Annotated in this window: 13 protein-coding genes; 8 read left to right on the forward strand and 5 right to left on the reverse strand. The window is 55.2% G+C overall.

Annotated features, from left to right (window positions below; genetic code table 11):
- Positions 1-3,203, reverse strand: a 3,203-nt coding sequence (locus KSX58_RS07475) for a starch-binding protein (protein ID WP_217752059.1), incomplete at its 3' end; no start/stop codon positions are given.
- A 434-nt stretch (positions 3,204-3,637) separates the two neighbouring features.
- On the opposite strand from KSX58_RS07475, the gene rfbB reads away from it, so the two are divergent.
- The 3 genes from rfbB to rfbA all read left to right on the forward strand — a co-directional run bounded on the left by rfbB (position 3,638) and on the right by rfbA (position 7,215).
- Complete coding sequence (gene rfbB / locus KSX58_RS07480; protein WP_217736257.1) at positions 3,638-4,660, forward strand: dTDP-glucose 4,6-dehydratase; 1,023 nt, start codon at positions 3,638-3,640, stop codon at positions 4,658-4,660.
- Positions 4,661-4,791: 131 nt separating this feature from the next.
- Entirely contained in the window at positions 4,792-6,234 is a 1,443-nt protein-coding gene (locus KSX58_RS07485) for a sugar nucleotide-binding protein (protein ID WP_151263698.1), read from the forward strand.
- A 75-nt stretch (positions 6,235-6,309) separates the two neighbouring features.
- Positions 6,310-7,215 carry a glucose-1-phosphate thymidylyltransferase RfbA gene (gene rfbA, locus KSX58_RS07490; RefSeq protein WP_118235123.1) on the forward strand — a complete coding sequence of 302 codons (906 nt, stop codon included), beginning with the start codon at positions 6,310-6,312 and terminating at the stop codon, positions 7,213-7,215.
- A 43-nt stretch (positions 7,216-7,258) separates the two neighbouring features.
- On the opposite strand, the gene KSX58_RS07495 is transcribed toward rfbA, so the two are convergent.
- The 4 genes from KSX58_RS07495 to KSX58_RS10635 form a co-directional block, all read right to left on the reverse strand.
- On the reverse strand, positions 7,259-8,275 hold the full coding sequence (locus tag KSX58_RS07495; RefSeq protein WP_143238918.1) for a hypothetical protein: 1,017 nt from the start codon (positions 8,273-8,275) through the stop codon (positions 7,259-7,261).
- A 10-nt stretch (positions 8,276-8,285) separates the two neighbouring features.
- Entirely contained in the window at positions 8,286-8,855 is a 570-nt protein-coding gene (locus tag KSX58_RS07500) for an RloB family protein (RefSeq protein ID WP_237976502.1), read from the reverse strand.
- 80 nt (positions 8,856-8,935) lie between these two features.
- A complete protein-coding gene (locus tag KSX58_RS07505; RefSeq protein WP_229029445.1) occupies positions 8,936-10,171 on the reverse strand; it encodes an ATP/GTP-binding protein in 1,236 nt (411 codons plus the stop codon).
- Positions 10,172-10,378: 207 nt separating this feature from the next.
- Positions 10,379-10,666 carry a GIY-YIG nuclease family protein gene (locus tag KSX58_RS10635; RefSeq protein WP_179140436.1) on the reverse strand — a complete coding sequence of 96 codons (288 nt, stop codon included), beginning with the start codon at positions 10,664-10,666 and terminating at the stop codon, positions 10,379-10,381.
- Positions 10,667-11,099: 433 nt separating this feature from the next.
- Between KSX58_RS10635 and KSX58_RS07515 the strand changes: the two genes are divergently transcribed.
- The 5 genes from KSX58_RS07515 to KSX58_RS07535 all read left to right on the forward strand — a co-directional run bounded on the left by KSX58_RS07515 (position 11,100) and on the right by KSX58_RS07535 (position 18,472).
- Positions 11,100-12,509 carry a polysaccharide biosynthesis tyrosine autokinase gene (locus KSX58_RS07515; protein WP_179140437.1) on the forward strand — a complete coding sequence of 470 codons (1,410 nt, stop codon included), beginning with the start codon at positions 11,100-11,102 and terminating at the stop codon, positions 12,507-12,509.
- A gap of 30 nt (positions 12,510-12,539) precedes the next feature.
- Positions 12,540-14,027 (forward strand): hypothetical protein, encoded by a 1,488-nt coding sequence (locus KSX58_RS07520; RefSeq protein WP_052946239.1) that lies wholly within the window; start codon positions 12,540-12,542, stop codon positions 14,025-14,027.
- Between the two features lie 118 nt (positions 14,028-14,145).
- Entirely contained in the window at positions 14,146-15,810 is a 1,665-nt protein-coding gene (locus KSX58_RS07525) for a sugar transferase (RefSeq protein ID WP_081337173.1), read from the forward strand.
- A gap of 199 nt (positions 15,811-16,009) precedes the next feature.
- Positions 16,010-17,749: a DUF4012 domain-containing protein gene (locus tag KSX58_RS07530; RefSeq protein ID WP_254882450.1), complete on the forward strand. Its 1,740-nt coding sequence runs from the start codon at positions 16,010-16,012 to the stop codon at positions 17,747-17,749.
- Between the two features lie 234 nt (positions 17,750-17,983).
- Complete coding sequence (locus KSX58_RS07535; RefSeq protein WP_038444888.1) at positions 17,984-18,472, forward strand: hypothetical protein; 489 nt, start codon at positions 17,984-17,986, stop codon at positions 18,470-18,472.
- Positions 18,473-18,788: the final 316 nt, after the last annotated feature.

Raw genomic sequence — 18,788 nt, forward strand, 5'->3', positions numbered from 1 at the left:
TCCGTGAACGCCATGCGCACCTGCCCGCCGGCGGTGTCCGGGATCGTGTACCTGTACCAGCCGTTCCTGTACAGGGTCATCCGCTGGGCCGAGCCCGTCCACTTGCCGTTCGCCTGGTAATGCACCTTCGCGGTCTTCCACGACGACGCCGGCTTGTACCACACCGTCATCGGCTGCTTCGGCACGCCCGTGACCGTGACCTGGACGGACGCCGACTTGCCGCCCGCCGTGGCCTTGATCGTCGCGGTGCCGGCCTTCGAACCGGCCGTGACCACGCCCGTGCCCATCACGTTCGCGACGCTCGAGTCCGAGCTCGTCCACGTGACCTTCCGGTCCGTCGCGTTCGACGGATTCACGGTCGCGGTCAGCTGCACGCTCGCCCCGGACTTCAGCGAGAGCTTCCCGTCCTTCACGCCATCACCAGAGACCGAGACGGACGTGACCGGGATGGTGGTCTCGCACTCGACCGCGGCCAGGGCCGCGGAGGAGCCGTCCCACTTCACGATGCCGCCGTTGTAGTCCAGGCCCGGCTGGCGGGATCCCGGATACTGCTGGCTGCCGCCGTCGTTGAAGATCACCTTCGCGCCCTTGGCGAGGTTGTCCGGGACCACGTACTTGTACAGGTCGGTCTGCTGGCAGCCGTCGGTCGCGCTCGGGGCGGTCATCTCCACGCCCGGCCAGGCCGCGTTGTTCGCCGCGGTCGCGCCGTCGCCCGTGTACACGTACGCGTAGATCTTGCCCCAGCCCGAGGGCTTCGAAGCGTAGACGGTGTTCTTCGCGACCGGGTCCGGCGGAAGCTCACCGGTCACGGTCACGGTGATCGACGAGGTCTTGGTCCCGGACTTCGCGGTGATCGTGGCCTTGCCGGCCTTCCTCGGGGTGACCACGCCCTTCGGGCTGACGGTCGCCACGTCCTTGTCGGACGAGCTCCAGCTCACGGACGCGCCCTTCGGATCGGTCGTGGCGGTCAACTGCTTCGTGGCCACGCCCTCGGACAGGTCCACGCTGTAATCCGACTGATCAATCTTAACGGACTTGGTCGGGGTGACCACGCAATTGCGGGCCTCCCAAGTGCCGGACGAAGTGTTGCCGTCCCAAGCGTAATTGCCGTCGATCTTGAGGCCAGCGGCATCTACGCCTTCGGTGGTGTCGGCAGGGTACTTCTGGGTATTCGTGGCATTGCCATCGTTGAAGATGATGCGAGTATTGCTTCCCTCGAGATCGTCGGGAATCTCATACTTGTACTCGTCATCCTTGCCGCAAGTGTCTCCCGAAGCGACCTTGGTCATCGGCTCGCCCGGCCACTTCGCGTTTTCCTTCAAAGTGGTGGCGCTCGAATCGTCTACATACACATAGGCGTACAGGTTGCTCCACGCACTCGGCTTCTTCGCATAAGCCGTGCTGGTGGCGGCCGGATCCTTCTTCGTGTACTTGTATGTTGCGGAGACCGTTTGGCCATCCGCATCCTTGCCCTGCAGCTTCACGGTGATGGTGTCACCGATCGCCGTGGAAGCGCCGATGGTGATGGTGTCGCCATCCTGATACGAGCCGGACTTGCCCTCCGAAGTGGTGTAGGTGGCATCGGTGACGTTGTTCGCATTCAGGGTAACGGTAGTGGTGTCCGTCTTGAACGAGCTGTCGCCCGGGGTTGCGGAGACCGAACCGGAATTGTCGGTGAAGAACACACTGATCTTGCCGCCGGGAGCAGAGCCGGAAGTAATCTTGCCGCCGGAAACGGTGATGGTACCGCCGGAGACCTGGTCCTTGTAGGTGCCGTCGTCAAGGTTGGTGGCAGTGCCGGACAGCTCTTGCGTATCACCCATGTTGGTGATGGCCACGCCGTCGTTCTTGAAGTTGCCGTCCTTGATGTAGCGTTCCACCATGAGGCAGGAATTCGCGCCGCAGTTGCGCAGATACTCCGAAGCCTTGTTGTTGTTCATAGTATTGCGGAAGTGGTTCACCGCCACGACCTGCGCATCCTTCCAAGAATCCGCACCGGCATCGCCGAGCTTGCTTTTCTCGGCGAACTGCGGCTGGCTGCCGCCGGAGCCGACCGGGCGGTCGAAGTACAGCGGCATGGTCTGGGAACGGGAACCGATCACGCCCCAGCCCATGGTCATCTGCCATTCGCTCATGCCGGTGGATTCCCTATCGCTATTGGAATAGTTATCATGCGATTCCACCCAAGAGACAAGATTGCTCGGGCTGGCGGAGTTGCTCCAATCGGACAGGGTGCCGGCGTTCAGGTTCTTCGAATTCAGGGCTCCGCGCAGCTTGCTGCCGTAGGAGGATGCGGTGACGCCGCCGCCGTTCTTGCTGTGGCTGGAGAACAGCTTTGCATAGTCGCTATCGCGGGAGATGGAATCCTGCAACACTTCGCCGTATTGGAACTGCGCGCCATTGTTAAGAATGATGTTCCAATACTGGGAGCCGTTATACTCGTCCGGCAGTTCGATGTGCTTGGCCGCATCGAAACGGAACCCGTCCACACCGTCGTTGACCGCTTGCACGAGGAAATCGTGCATCATGTTGGCGGTTTTGGTGTTCTCAGTGTTGATGTCATACAGGCCGAGCAGCTTGCAGTGGGTCACCTGATAGCGGTTGTTCCAATCCTGCACATCACCGTCATTGCAGTCGTGGTGGTAGTACTCGGACTTCTTCCAACGATCGGCGATGGCGCCCCAAGTCGCGGTCATATGGTTGGCTACCACATCGACGATGATACGCACGCCGTACTTGTGAGCCGTGTTGCACAGGCTCTTCAGATCATCTTCGGTACCCATCACCCAGTTGCCGATGGTGGTGTCGGTCGGCTGATATACGTAGTACCAGTTCTCGGTGAAGATCATGCCCTTGCCGCCGTTATGAATAGCGGAAATCGGCTCGGTCTGCACGGAGGTGTAACCGGCTTCGGCAATAGCGGGGATGTTTTCCTCAATGGTTTTGAAGCTCCACTCCCATGCATGCAGGGTGGCGCCCTCGCTCATTTGCTGCGCCAGTCCGTAATGCTTGCGCGCCTGTTCGAACGTGGTGTTTTCAACGGTGTCGGCGTAGCTGTCGCGATCGGTGCTGGCCTGTGCTGCGGTGCTGGCGATTGCCAGTCCGCCGAAGGCGGTCGCCGCGGCGGTGATGCCGACCACCACTTTCTTGCTAATCTTCAGCCCCAGCCTATGCCAGGCCGGTGCGGGTTTCCGATGTTTCATGACTCCTTTGTTCCTTACTGACGGCCCCTTATGACGGGGGTTTATCTTCTCTGATAACGTTTGCTCTATTGCGAACGTATGCTGTATATTCTATACCTTTTGCGGAGTGCTAAAGAGTGGAAAATGGCAGAATGTCAATGAAAATCGTTGCTGCAATAACAATGGTTTTTGCAAAAACTTGCCGTTGTTTTTGCAGGGGTAGCCCCCGATTGAATGGCGATTTGTGGATGCGGAATGCGTAACGATTGCAAGTTGTGGTGTGAGGGAGTATTGAAAAGGGGTTTGCAAAAATTTTCAGTGGATGCAAACGTGAGTTCGGGGCCATTGGATAAAGGTTGTATGAAATATATACATAAAACGTTTTCTCTTTCAGGAAAGTTTGCATATAACATCATGCGTAATGCGAATAGATGTTGTGTCGTAAAATCGGGGGTGTGGTTGAAGAGACGTTTACTCCTAAGAACATTATCGTGACCGGTGGATGTGGTTTCATCGGTTCGAATTTCGTGCATTACGTGGTGGACCATCATCCGGACGTGCATGTGACCGTGTTGGACAAGCTCACCTATGCGGGCAATCCGGAGAACATCGCGGGTCTGCCCGAGGACCGTGTAGAATTGGTCGTGGGTGATATCTGCGACGCGGATCTGTTGGACCGTATCGTGCCTGGTCATGACGCGATCGTGCATTACGCGGCGGAGTCGCATAACGATAATTCCATCGCGGATCCGGAGCCGTTTTTGAGGACGAATGTGGAGGGCACGTTCCGTCTGTTGGAGGCGGTCAGGAAGTATGGCATCCGTTACCATCATGTGAGCACGGACGAGGTGTACGGGGATCTCGCGTTGGATGATCCGGCCAGGTTCACGGAGCATACGCCGTACCATCCGTCCAGCCCGTACAGCTCCACCAAGGCCGCGAGCGACATGCTGGTGCGCGCGTGGACGCGCACGTACGGGATCCGCGCGACGATTTCGAACTGCAGCAATAATTACGGGCCTTTCCAGCATGTGGAGAAGTTCATCCCGCGTCAGATCACGAACATCCTGGACGGGCAGCGTCCGAAGCTGTACGGCAAGGGCGAGAACGTGCGCGACTGGATCCACACCGAGGATCACAGCTCGGGCGTGTGGACGATCCTGACGAAGGGCCGTATCGGTGAGACGTATCTGATCGGCGCGGACGGCGAACAGAATAACATCACCGTGCTTCGCATGATCCTCAAGATGATGGGTCAGGCGGAGGACGCGTTCGACTGGGTCAAGGACCGTCCGGGCCATGACCGCCGCTACGCGATCGACTCGACCAAACTGCGCACCGAATTGGGCTGGACGCCGAAGCATACGGACTTCGAGTCTGGTCTCGCGCAGACGATCGAATGGTATACCGAGAACCGTGCCTGGTGGGAGCCGGCCAAGGCTGCGACCGAGGAGCGTTACAAGCGGCAGGGCCAGTGAGGCCCGGACCGCGTGGACGGGCGGGGGAATCGGATCATGCTCCCTTTCCTTGTCCGTCCGCGTGGGGGACGCGGGTCCGGGCGTGCCGGTTTCCGCCTGTGTTTTGATGTTTTTTGAGGATGGAGTGAGTGATGGATTTCGAGAAGGATTTGAGGGCCGTGGAGACGAACATTCCCGGCCTGATTGTGTTCGATCTGCCGGTGCATGGCGATAACCGTGGCTGGTTCAAGGAGAATTGGCAGCGTGCGAAGCAGACCGCGTTGGGGTTGCCTGATTTCGGTCCGGTGCAGAACAACATCAGCTTCAACGCGAAGAAGGGTGTGACGCGTGGCATCCACGCGGAGCCGTGGGACAAGTACATCAGCATCGCTGCCGGTAGCGTGTTCGGCGCGTGGGTGGACCTGCGTCCGGGCGACTCGTTCGGCCAGGTGTATACGACCGTGTTGGATCCGAGCAAGGCGATCTACGTGCCGCGTGGCGTGGGCAACAGCTTCCAGGCGTTGGAGGACGGTACCGTGTACACGTACTTGGTGAACGCGCACTGGAGTCTGGAGCAGAAGAGGACGTACACGTTCGTGAACCTCGCCGACCCGGACCTGCACATCCAGTGGCCGATCCCGTTGGAGGAGTCCGAGCGGTCCGAGGCGGATTTGCATCATCCGATGCTCAGGGATGCGAAGCCCATGGCGCCGCGTCGTACGATGGTGACGGGCTGCAACGGCCAGCTGGGCCACGCGATCCGCGACTACGTGGAGAGCCATGGTCTGGAGGGGTTCGAGTTCAACGACATCGACACGTTCGACTTCTCCGATCCGGCCCAGTACGACCAATTCGACTGGAGCCTGTATGGCACGATCATCAACGCGGGCGCGTACACGGCCGTGGACAGGGCGGAGACCCCGGAGGGTCGTGCCTTGGCGTGGAAGGCGAACGCGCAGGGGCCGGCGTTGTTGGCGCGTGTGGCCCGTGAGCATAACATCACGTTGGTGCACGTGAGCTCGGATTACGTGTTCGACGGGACGCGCGAGCTGCACGACGAGACCGAATCGTTCGCTCCGTTGGGCGTGTACGGGCAGTCGAAGGCCGCGGGTGACATCGCGGTCGCGAACGCGCCGCGTCATTACATCCTGCGTTCGAGTTGGGTGATCGGCGAGGGCCATAACTTCGTGAAGACCATGATGGGCTTGTCCGGCCGGGTCGCGAAGGGCGAGCTACCGAAGGTGACGGTGGTGGATGACCAGTACGGGCGGCTCACGTTCACCAGGGATATGGCCGAGGCGATCTTCCACCTGCTCGGTTCGGACGCCGCGTATGGCACGTATGATCTGACCGGGTCGGGCGCGGTGAGGTCCTGGGCGGATATCGCACGTGGGGTGTTCGATCTGGCGAACGGGAACGGCGAGAAGGTCGAGCCTATCAGCACTGCGGAGTATTTCGCGAACGCGAAGAACCCGGTGAGCCCGCGTCCGACGTATTCCGCGTTGGATCTGACGAAGATCGAGGCGACCGGGTTGAAAGTGCCCGATTGGGAGGAGTCCCTCAAGGCATACGTTACCAAGGAACTGAACAAGTAGCGGACCATGCTTGGGCGGCTCTCTTCGCGGGGTCGCCCGGCATTTGACAATACGCAATAGAGAAGGGGAATCCACATGAAGGGCATTATTCTTGCCGGTGGTTCGGGCACGAGGTTGTATCCGCTGACCACGGTCACGTCGAAGCAGCTGCTGCCGGTATACGACAAGCCGATGATCTACTATCCGCTGAGCGTGCTGATGATGGCCGGGATTCGTGACATCCTGATCATCAGCACGCCGAAGGATCTGCCGAACTTCGAGCGGCTCCTGGGTGATGGTTCGCATTACGGGGTGCGGTTCTCGTACAAGGTGCAGCCCAGCCCGGACGGGTTGGCTCAGGCGTTCCTGTTGGGTGAGGAGTTCATCGCGGGCGAGCCGTGCGCGCTGGTGTTGGGCGACAACATCTTCTACGGCAACGGTCTGGGCGCGACTCTGCGTGGCGCGGTCGCGAAGGCCGAGTCCGGCGAGGGCGCGAGCGTGTTCGGCTATTATGTCGACGATCCGGAACGGTATGGCGTGGTCGAGTTCGACGAGGACAGGAAGGCCGTGTCCATCGAGGAGAAGCCTGCGAAGCCGAAGTCGCATTACGCGGTGACCGGCCTGTACTTCTACGACGAGCACGTGGTCGAGTACGCGAAGCGGGTGGAGCCGAGTGCGCGTGGCGAGTTGGAGATCACGGATTTGAACCGTATGTATTTGGATGCGGGCATGCTGAACGTGCGTACGTTGGGTCGTGGTTACGCGTGGTTGGATACCGGTACGATGGATTCTTTGTTCGAGGCGGGGGAGTTCGTGCGTACCGTGCAGCGTGCGCAGGGTCTGCCGATCGCAATCGTGGAGGAGATCGCCTTCGAGAACGGTTGGATCACGCGCGACGAGCTCATGGAGTCCGCGGATCGTTACGGCAAGAGCCCCTACGGCCAGCATCTCAAGGGCATTGCCGACGGCGAGATCATGCTCGTCCCCAACCAAAAGAACTGACTTGATGCAGCGTCTTCAAGGCGCCACATCAAGTCAGCTCTGCCTACCAGTATGCCCTAGCCCCGTTGTCCCAGATATCCGTTTTCCCATATTCAAGTGCAGTAATGATGTCTTGATTCAACTTGCTACGCAGGTCATCACAGATTTCCGTTTGGAATAGTGGAATGAAGCACACGTCCCATGTGAGCTTATGGCTATCCGGATCGGGGCAAAACAATATTGCTGTGGCCTGAACCGCTTGGAGGAATTGCTTCGTCTGGGGTTTGTACTCCATCAGTAGGGCGTAAACGTCCTTACTGATATCCATTAAAATCTTGGTGAGCAGATTACTTGAGATGGAGTCTCCATCAGAGTATCGTTTTTGGCTTTCCTCATCATCGTTTTCCTGCCGTGATTTGCGTGCTGCGACTGTGTTTTTCCTATGTCTATTTCGCGATGGGCCGAATCCTAGTGAGTTACGTCGTGAGAGAGTGAATGCTGCTTTGCAGGCATTGATAAACGTATCTTCATCCGGAATCGTGTCTGCGGCTTCGCTGAGCGCGAATGCGATAGAAGCTACGATGTCGCAAAGTACGTGTGCTTGGGACAAATATTCGCCGGCTTTAGGGGCTAAATCCTTGAAAGAATCAATGCCGTGTCTTTGTACACAAGCGCAAAGTCTTGACACTTGCTGACTCGTCATGGAATTCTCTTTTGCCCAGTGAGGTATATCAATTACTCGGCAATAATCAATTATGGGATGAGTTATATCCTCGCAAAGAAAGAACACGCGCTCAGGTTGTCTCTGCGCATGGATGATTGCCGTTGCTTTATCGTGTGGAATATCGACAATATGGGCTTGGACAGTTTGGATTTTATCAGCAAGAGCCTTCTTATATTTGTCAGGTAGTTTCTTACTGTTTTCGAGAGTAAGGACCATTCTGAGTAATTGGGCGTGTGCGATACCTGCGCATGAACAGATGCAGTCGAATCCATTTGCGAATGTGCAGCTACCTTGACCTCGTCCAGTGTGAATATCTATGAAGGGGTTTTCGAAATTTACCCGGATGGGTAGAGCCATGTTTCTCCTTTCAGCTCTGTTTATTAGATTTCAGCGTTTCGATTACTTTTGGCATATCGGTCCAAGGGGCGTATTCCTGCTCATGATTAGGCGCGAGTCTGTTACGCCCCTGGCGGTTTTCCGTTGTATTGTGCCGGGCTGCATTGCGTATGGCGGCATCGAGATGTTCTTTGTCAATGAGCTCGGTGTTGATGTATTTGTTACGGTTTCCGCCGACAACTTTAGCTTCTGCTGCAGCTGACTCGACATCAGGTGTCAGTGTATAGCTTGACGGGCAAGCCGTCACATAGTCGAGCAGCCAGACCTCGAAGCAAGGATTGGAAATGATGAGTTCGATTCCATTGTCATTGCAGATTCTCGCTGCTTCGCCGTGGTCGTGAAAATCGTCAACATCGACCACCACCCAGATTCGTTCATAACAATCTGTAGAAGTATCTCGCTTGTCTTCCCTCTTCAACTTAACAGCGAGCTTCGCGAGCTGCTTAGGGCTGTTGTTCTTCTGTTGATAGTCAATGATGACATCGTATAGGGACTCAAGCTGCTTGAAATACTGTTTCTCAGTGACTGCTCCGCCGGCCACGACAAGAAAGCGTCTCTTGCGCGGTCGGCGCGACCGTGCGGCTTTACGTCCATGTGCAGGAACGTTTCGCTTTTTCGACATCAGGCATCAACCACATTCACGATCTGGGCGAAAGCGGTATGAAAATCAGGCCGTGGTATGGCGCCGTACACGCCGTTGAGATAGTTCTTGCCGATGTTTTCCATATTCCGAATACCCAGATTGGTCACCGGGAACAATTCCGAAACGCCTTCCTTGTTCTTTTCCACAAGCCAGATCTGATCTGGTGCCAGTAAACGCTTTGCCGAACCGGACTGATTGATCAGCGACACGTCATGAGTCGTGAAAATAAGCTGGGAACCGTGAGGATTCGTTTCCGCGTCGGCATACAGCGCCACCAGCTCCTTCACCAGAGCCGGATGCAGACTGGTATCGATCTCGTCGATAAGCGTCACCGACTGCTTCGACAGCTGGCGAAGAGCAAGCGAGAAGAATGACAGCGCAGCAACGGTGCCCCTGGACTCATCATCAGGACCGAATCCTGCGGAAGATGATTCGCCGGTATGAGTGAACATCAGCTGGGAAGCGTTCTTGACATTGAATGTCTCATCCACTTTGTTCTCATCCATGCCGAGTTGCTTATGCATCTCTTCCTTGAACTGAGCCCAGAGATCCGGTGGGACGTCCACAGGAACGCTTTTCACGTCACTGATGCCGAAGTCTGCATACCTAATCAATGTGGCCAGATGTTTCGAAAGCGGTGTCTCTTTCTTGAACTCATCCAACAGCGTAGGCTGCTCCTGTTCGAAAGCGCTTGCTTCGTAATAGGCTATGCCACTTTGGAAGAATGAAAATGCCGGCCGAATGGACTCAATACCGGCAGCTGCGGCTGCGGAAAGCAGAAGTGCATTCGGCCTGAGTTCTATGGTCTTGCGTACTTGTGAGCGAGGTCCTTTGAAGGAAGGACCGAATTTCACCCCATCCGTTGAGGAACGGGAAAACAGCAGAGAGGAGTGCGTGGAAAAACGTCCTTGCAGTTTTTTGAAGAAGATGAGATCTTCCTCAAGAATCCGTTCATTGTCATAGCGGAACCAATACTGGTATTTCAGTCCATCGTTCGCGATGAATGCAAGGAAGAACATGGACGAATGCGAGAAAGGATCCTTTCGTAACAGAAAAGGTTCCCTGGGAATAGGACTGCTTGCATCCCCTTGGCTGTAGCTATTTACCACCATGTTGCGCATAGCGCGCAATGCCTTCAGAAAATTGGACTTTCCCGATGCATTGGCGCCGTATATGGCTGCGATTGGAGAATGGAGAGACTCATCAGATTCCATGAACCGTTTTTCGCGAGTCATGGAGAAAGACTGCTCGTCTCGGAAACTCCTGAAGTTCGAAAAACTAAAATCAATCAGCATCGGGTTGCCTCGTAAGTATATTTTGCTCCTTTGATACTGAGATTATATCCAGAAATATACGCGTTTTGCAATTTTCTGCTAAAAGCGGTGGTTTCATTGTGCTTATTGTTGCCGTATTGGAGATATCTAGTTACCGTTATACCCATGCTTGCGCGTATCCAGAGCCTCCTTCCAATAGGATTCCCTGGCGAGAACAACGTCTCTAGGCACGGTGAAGTCGTAATGTTCCAGAAGCGTGTAGCGAAAATGCGCCTGCACGTACTCCAACCCGTGCTGTTTCACAATGGCAATCAGCCCAGTATCGTTTCCGTGACCATCGCGGATGTAGTCCTGCCAACGCTGGTATATGCCGTTCCTTCCGGTGGCGCTTCCCACATACAGTTTCCCGTTATCGGTATTGGTAATTACATACACGCCTTGCTGACGGGACAGCGTATTCTTCCAGCTTGCCTTGTCGTTCTCCTCAATCTACTTAAGCTGGGCGTAGGAAAGGCTGACAACAGATTTTGGCGGCCTTGTTCACTTGACACGGTCGCCGGTGGCACTTTTTCTTGCGGTCAGAAACAGCCCGCCCAAAATCAGCCACTGAATATGCCAAATATTGCCAAAAAGTCTCGCACGCGCACGATATCGACAGGGAATGTTCCTTATTTCATAGCTTATCTGTTTGAGTTCCCAAAAAATGTGTTCAATGTATGAAGGGATGAGGAATAGTTCGAGGGGGAAGATTATCCTTGGAAAGGATATTGTCAACGTGAGATGGGGAAGTTCAGTGACTTCTGTAGAGAACGCTAATGTGCAGCAGCCTACCGCACCGCAAGGGGTAGTTGAGGAAGCGGATGACGGCATCACTCTGATGGATCTGCTCAAAATCATTCGTAAGCATCTGGCCACCGCGATTATTGCATTCGTGGTGGTGGTGGCAGGCGTGAGCGCCTATACCTTCCTCGCTCCGGCGAAGTATACGGCTACGGCTCAGACCATGGCTACTTACAATGCTTCTCAAAATGGTGTCGACATTAACCAGCAGTCCGCTGGCGGCAGCTACATTTCCAACCAAATCACCTCATATCCGACGCTTGCCACCACTTCGAAGGTGCTTAAGCCGGTCATTGATGATCTTGGTCTGGACGAAACTGTGACGGATCTTGCCGGCCAGGTCACCGTCACCAATCCGACCAACACCGCATTCGTGAACATTGCCGTGGTGGATGGAGATCCGAAGCAGGCCGCGGACATCGCCAATTCCGTTGCCGAATCGCTGAAGAACGTCATTGAAAGCGACCTGTACTCCGGAGATAAGTCCCCGGTGAAGCTTTCCATCGTGCAGAAGGCACAGGTCCCGACGTCTAAGTCTTCGCCGAAGACTGCCCTGTATTTGGCTGTCGGTGTGGTGCTCGGCATCATCATCGGCGTGTTCGCCGCACTCATCAAAGACCTCCTCAACACCAAGGTTGAAGAGACTTCCGACGTGCGCGGCATCGTCCGAGCATCCTCCCTTGGCTCCGTTCCGATGGACGCTTCGCTTGATGATAAGCGCCCGGTGTTGGTGAGCCAGCCCAACGGTGCCATCGCCGAAGAATTCCGCCGTATCCATACGAATATTGAGTTCCTGCAGACCGACCGCACCGAAGGTGTGGGCCAGCTGCTTGTCATCACGTCTGCGCAGCCGTCCGAAGGCAAGACCACCATGGCTATCAACACTGCGGTGGCCCTTGCTGAAGATGGTGCGAAAGTACTGCTTATCGACGCTGATCTTCGCCACCCGTCCGTTGCTCACCACTTGGGCATTGAAGGTGCCGCCGGTCTGGCGCACGTGCTGTCCGGACAGATGGGCCCGAAGGACGTGGTGCAGAGCTACTGGAAGCCGAACCTGCACATTCTGCCTGGCGGCAAGAGGCCGGCGAACGCTGGCGTGCTGCTGGGTTCCGAAACCATGAAGCTCATGGTGGAGCAGGCGCTCACCCAATACGATTACGTGATTATTGATACCGCCCCGTTGACGGTGTCCAACGATGGCGCGGTATTCGGCCGTTGGGCCAAGGGCCTTCTGCTGGTGGTCAGCCGCAACGTGTGCGAGAAGAAGTCCCTGCAGGAGGCGGCCGACACGCTCGCCACCGCGCAGGTGCCGGTACTTGGCTTCATCTTCAATCGTGCAGATCCGAAGAAGACCAATACGCATTCCAATTATTACTATTACTATGAGGATGGTGCGCCGCGCAGCAGCCATCGCGCGAAGGGGAAGAAGCGGCACTGATGGTTCCCTTCTCCATGGAATGAGGGGTGTATGGCAACTGAGAACGATGATTCCCAGTCTATGAACGGTATTTTGTCCAACATATCTCGGGATGTGGTGGACACCAGCTGGGATATTCCTCCGCTGACCTTCCCCAAATTGCAGCCTACCGATTCGGAAGAAGCCGATGGTGCGGATGAGGCTTCGCTTGCTGAGCCCCGCACCATCGCTTCCTCCGTGCCTGCGCAAACGGAACAGCCGGTTTCGGCTGCGCCAACAATCGCGGATATTCCCAGTATGCCGCTCGATACCGTCGATTTCGATGATGCGGTTGCACCAGCCGATGCCGAGGAAACCGCCACTTTGCCACCCCTCGTCTCTTCGACAGATGAACAGGACGTCGAAGCGACTCAGGCCTTTGATACATCAGGTGGCATAACCGACCTAGAGGAGCTGGCCGCGGAAGATCCGGAACATGATCCGCTGAAAACCATTCCGGTCGCACCGAAAGAGCCGTCTGCGGACAAGCGAAAGATTATTGCCATTGTCGCTGCGATTGCGGCAGTGGCGGTTGCTATTGCCGGTGTCATCGTGGTACGCAATCGTATCAATTCGAAAGAACAGCGTGCGGCAGTGGTGGTATGTGAGAAGGCGAAATCCAAATACTCCAAAGCCAACGAAAAACTGCAAAACGCCATCGAACAGGCAACTAGTCTGCAGGGCACTGCGGCAAACCAGGTGGCGGATGCCGCCACAATCGACCAGCTCACTCAGGCCGTGACCAAGGCGCAAAACCTCAAGACGGTCGGCGGATGTTCGGTGCTGCTGTCCGAAACCACACTGCGTGCGCACGCCCGTAGCATGAGCAAGCAGATCAGCAATATCAAAGAACAGACCAAGGCCGTTACCGCAGCAGCCACAGCTGTGGACGCCAGCAAGCGAGCTTTGGAAGTGAATAAGACGACTGCCGCATTGCAGAAGGCCATTGCCGACGCAAAGACGTTGCTTGACGGTTCTGCAGGCCAGGTTGCGGACGAGTCGACACGTGACGCGCTTGCCAAGGCGATTGACGCTGCCCAGAAACTCCTCGATGGCAAAAGCACCGATGTTGCGGCCATGCAGAACGCTTCGAAGGTGATTTCCTCGACTTCTGACGGCGTAAACAAGTCTGTGGCGGAGCAAACTGCGGCCAATGCCCAGTCGAATACCAATTCGAATACCAATAACGGCACTACGAACCGGCGTTACACATATACGTGGCAATTTGGTCCGGGCTCTGGAAACGGTGTGAACGGTGGTGGTTCGACCGGTGGCAATAACAATGGTGGCTCAACCGGTGGTAATGGCGATTCGACCGGCAACGGCAACGGCGATTCAAACGGCGGCGGTAACGGCGATTCGAATGACGGTAATGGCGATTCGACCGGCAACGGCAACGGCGATTCAAACGGCGGCGGTAACGGCGATTCGAATGACGGTAATGGTGGTTCGACCGGCAACGGCAACGGCGATTCAGATACAGGTACTGCTGGCGAATAAGCCATACCGGAGAAGGATTTGGATATAGCGAATGGTACCCCCATAGGTCCCTCTTAATTTCTGGGGGGGGGGCTGTGGTAAATTGTTTGCCGTATGCAGCTGAAGGGGAGGGAGATACATGCAAGGCGTGAATACCGGTGAATCCGGCGCACCAAACGGCGAGCAAGGTATGAGGACTCAAGAGATTCATATCGTCTCGTCCAATGCGCATCGACAGGCATACGCGTCCATGCAGAATCAGCGTCTGCAAAAGCAGTTCGAGCCGATGACTTTTTCCAATACCCCGTTTCCTGCGGAAAAGGAAGGACATAGGCGCGGCAAGGCTGAATCGACTCCCCGGTGGCGTTTCGCCTTCGTCGCCAGCCTGATCGCCATCGATTTGGCAGTGATGCTGCTTTCGTTGACCGTCAGCCTTGTAATCAACGGTGCTGCTTTCGATGCCATCGGCGATGTGATGCCGTTTTGGCTTTTCCTCATTCTGTTCAGCCTGATTTGGTTGCTGTGCTTGGCATTCGCGGGCACATACCACCGCCATGTTATGGCGGACGGCTATGAGCTGTATGCCAAAATCATCAATGCGTCGTTGCTGACCATCATCTCATACTGCAGCCTTGCATTTATTTTCAAACTTGCATTGCCCCGTACTGCGTTGATTATCGCGCCAGTCATCGCCTTCTTCTTGGATATCATCGCACGTTGGCAGATGCGTCAAGCGTTGCATCGTCACCGCAGCAAAGGCTCTTGCAAGTACAGAACGGTGGTCATCGGATCTTCCGATGGCATCAACAAAGCCTTGCAGACCATGCGCAACTGCATGAATTGGGGGTACGAACCAGTTGCTGTATGCCCAATTGAAGCGGATCCAGCTTCAAAAGACGCTTATGTGGTTACCTCATACACACCGGATGCCAATATCGAAGGCTCCAGCAAACTTAAGGTGATTCCTTTCAACTCGGCATTCCCACGTATTTGCGAAAGCCTCGGTGTACAGGAAGTCTATGTGGCTGACGTGCTTTCGCGTGATTCCGAAATGTTGCATGGTCTTTCTCTTGCGGTGGAGTCGCTGGGTATGGAACTTGCCTTGGCGGTCTCCCTGGCGGATGTGAGCGGTCACCGTTTGTATCTGCGAAACACCACGGAACAGCCAGTTCTGTTGGCTTCCCTGCCGCAGTACACGGGAGCTGCGAACGTAATCAAGCGTTTGCTGGACATCATCGGCTCACTGTGCGCGCTGATTATTTCCTCTCCGATTCTTCTCGGCGTCGCCATCGCCATCAAGCTTGATGATGGCGGTCCGGTGTTCTTCTCTCAGACCCGTATCGGACTGCACGGCAAGCCGTTCAAAATGTATAAATTCCGTTCCATGGTCACCAATGCTGAGGAGCTGAAGAAGAAACTCGCTGAGGAAACTGGGCAGGAAGACCGGTTCATCTTCAAAATGAAAGATGATCCGCGTATCACCAAGGTAGGTCACTTCATCCGTAAGACTTCTTTGGATGAGTTCCCGCAGTTCTACAACGTGCTCAAGGGCGATATGTCTCTGGTCGGTCCGCGCCCGGCATTGCCGGAAGAAGTGGCCCGCTATGGTTCCCTATATTCCGCCCGACTGCTGGTCAAGCCGGGCATCACCGGTCCGTGGCAGGTGTCCGGCCGGTCGGATCTTTCACAGGAGCAAAGCGAATATTTGGACGTCTCCTACATTGAGAATTGGTCCATCGCTGGAGATCTTGCGATTCTTGCCAAAACCGTGAAGGTAATCTTCACTGGCCGTGGATCGTACTGAGCCAATAAGTGGGTTTTCTGTGATTTTCCCTCTGTTCTTGTGATGGAACAGAGGGAAATTTCATTTGGCGGCCGAAAAAAAGGGGTGCCATGTGGCACAATAATGCGCTGGAATAGTCAAATTGAGTGCTTAATGATTTGAGGAGCAAAGCATGGGGCAACATGCTCAAGCAATACGGGAAAAACATACGGCACGGAATGTGACGCTTATTGTACTTGCGGTGCTGATCGTGCTACTTGCCATTGCCGCAGTGTTTGGTATGCAACTGTATAAGCAGGCAAAAAGCGTCAAGGCACACGAATCGCAAGCCATATCCTCACTATCCGCAATCAATGACCCTGCAAAGCTCAAGGATGCCGCCGCGTCGCAGGCGTCCATCGCGCAGGCTCAGCAGCAGACGGCGCAGGCCAAGCAGATTGCGCACGGTTCACTATGGAACGTGGCTGCGAAAATGCCGTTCGTCGGCAGTGACATCGCCACTGTGCAAGGCATGACGGAAGTCGTGGACAACCTTGCACAGCAGACACTGCCATCGTTGACCACTGCGGTGCAACAGCTTGCCGGGGCCAATCTTTCCGGTGCGGAAGGGCAACTCAACCTGCAGCCAATCACCGATGCGCAAGGCAACTTCGACAAGCTCAACCAGCAGGTGCAGCAGCAGAACAAGCAGTATGACAGTCTTGCCGAGCCGAAAATCGGCATGGTGAAGAAAGCCTATCAGCAGGGCAAGGACCAGCTTGACAATATCGCCGATTTGGTCGGACAGGTCAGCAACGCCACTCACATGCTGCCTTCCTTCCTCGGCCAGAACGGTGCCCGCACATACTTGCTGGCGGCACAGACCACATCCGAAACACGTTCCGGCGGCGGCTTGGTTGGCTCTCTCGGCACCATGACTGCGGATCATGGCAAAATCGCGGTGGGGGACTTCCACCCGAATGGTGAGTTCGTCAATGGCAACAACGGCACCGCTGAGGAACATGCGGTATTCAACAGGCCGTTGGGTTTCTCCTTCGACGTGCGAGACACCTTCGCGGTGCCGGATGTTTCCCGCAACGCGGAAATGCTCAACGCTTCATGGCAGCGTTCGCAATATGCCTGCAACATCGACGGTTTGATTTCCGTGGATCCGGTGTTCATCCAGAAGATGGTGGAGATCAACGGACCAGTCACTTTGTCCAACGGCACTGTGCTTACCGGCGAGAACACCGCCGAATACATGCTCAACACCATCTACAAGGACGTTCCTGTGGCACAGCAGGACGAATACTTCGAGTACATTGCCAAAACGGTGATGGACGGCGCTTTTGGCAACATGACTGTGGACAAGATGATGAAGGTGGCGCAAAGCATCGGTGATTTGGCCGAGAACCGCCACTTCTACGCCTACACGTTCCACGATGACGAAGCGAAGTACTTCCAAGGTGCTGGACTCGCCAAGAATGCGCCTGAGAGCGAGACCAATCCGGAAACGGGCATTTACATCAGCGAGCAGAATCCTTCGAAGATGGGTTGGTATATCGACCGTACCAGCGAAGTGACCAAGACAGGTGACAAGACCTACCACGTGAAGTACACGCTGACCAACCGTATGACTTCCACGGAAATGGCTACCTGCACGAGTTACATTCTCGGTGGTGAGCAGAAGGGCGTTGGTGGCGTGCCCGTGGCGCCGAGTGGCACATCCGCGCAGCGTGTGCTGATTTACGCGCCTGCAGGTGGTTCGATTGGATCAATCGCCGTGACCGGTGATGTGCGTGACCGTAGCAATGCCACCATGGACGGCAAGCCATTGAACTCCAGTATGGCGTACATCGCACCTGGCAAGAGCGTGACGTACGAGTTCGACGTGACCGTGTCTGACAAGGCCACGGCTGATATGAAGCTCGATCAGACGCCGTGTGGCAAAATGACCAATGATGTGAAATACAACTATTGAAATATGGCGCGGTAATTCTCGACATTATTGGTGCATGTTTTCCTTGAATTCATCTCAATGAAAACTTGTTCAATGAAGTCTATGAATTATTGCTATATTCTTGGAAATACAGGGGGTATTTCTGCTGGAAAGCGGAGATACCCCCTATTTTATTAGTGAAAAAAAGGGTGTATTTATGCGAATTGTTGTATTATATTGCATGTAATTAATATCCTATATTTTCAAGGGGTTGGCATGTCTGTTCTTGACGGATTTGAAGCAGTGGGAGAAAAGACCACCACCAATAAGATGACCATGACGGTCATGGAATCATCCGTTCGCTTTTCCAAAGGCGTGACCGAAGCGCTCGGATGCCCGGCATACGTGAAATTGCTGGTGAATGACAAGCAGAAGAAGATCGCAGTCCAGGCATGCGACGCCAAAGACGAGAACGCCATCAAGTTCTGCAAGACCAAGCGAAGCAAGGCCGATGGCGTCGACTCTGACGCTGCAGGAAAGGCTTCTTCCGTGACCGTGCGTACCACCGATGTGCTGGTAGCGGTGCAGAAGTATTTCACTTTCCCGCCGGTCGCAGACGACCAGATCGCCTATTTCGCCATGGATGGCGAGTCCTACCCGGATGAGAAGGTTGTCATTTTTGCTGTGGCCGATGCTGCAAAGGGTGTATCCGGCAAGCGTGGTCCCCGCAAAGGTTCGCATCATACAGCCAAAGATGGCGAGTAAGTGAACAATATTCCGCTCAGCTTGAAAAATCGCATATAGTACAGTTCTCTTGATGTGAGTGCTGTACTATATGCAGTATCTTGATAGGCTGTGCGAAACGTCCATAAACGCTAATAATGAGTACGTATGCATCCAGCCCAAAAATCCTGAAAAAGGGAGCTTGGAATGAATGTGGCAGGTAGTGGGCGTGTAGGATCTTCGTTCAGTATTCGAGTCGCTCAAAATAACGTGCTTGGTTGGCGATGGACGGTGGAAAAAGAGCATGACGGCTTTTTCGAGCCCGTTGCGTCTGGCCGTTCGCTCACGCGTAAGATGG

The sequence above is a fragment of the Bifidobacterium sp. MSK.17.10 genome (assembly GCF_019129655.1).
Taxonomy (GTDB): Bacteria; Actinomycetota; Actinomycetes; order Actinomycetales; family Bifidobacteriaceae; genus Bifidobacterium; species Bifidobacterium adolescentis.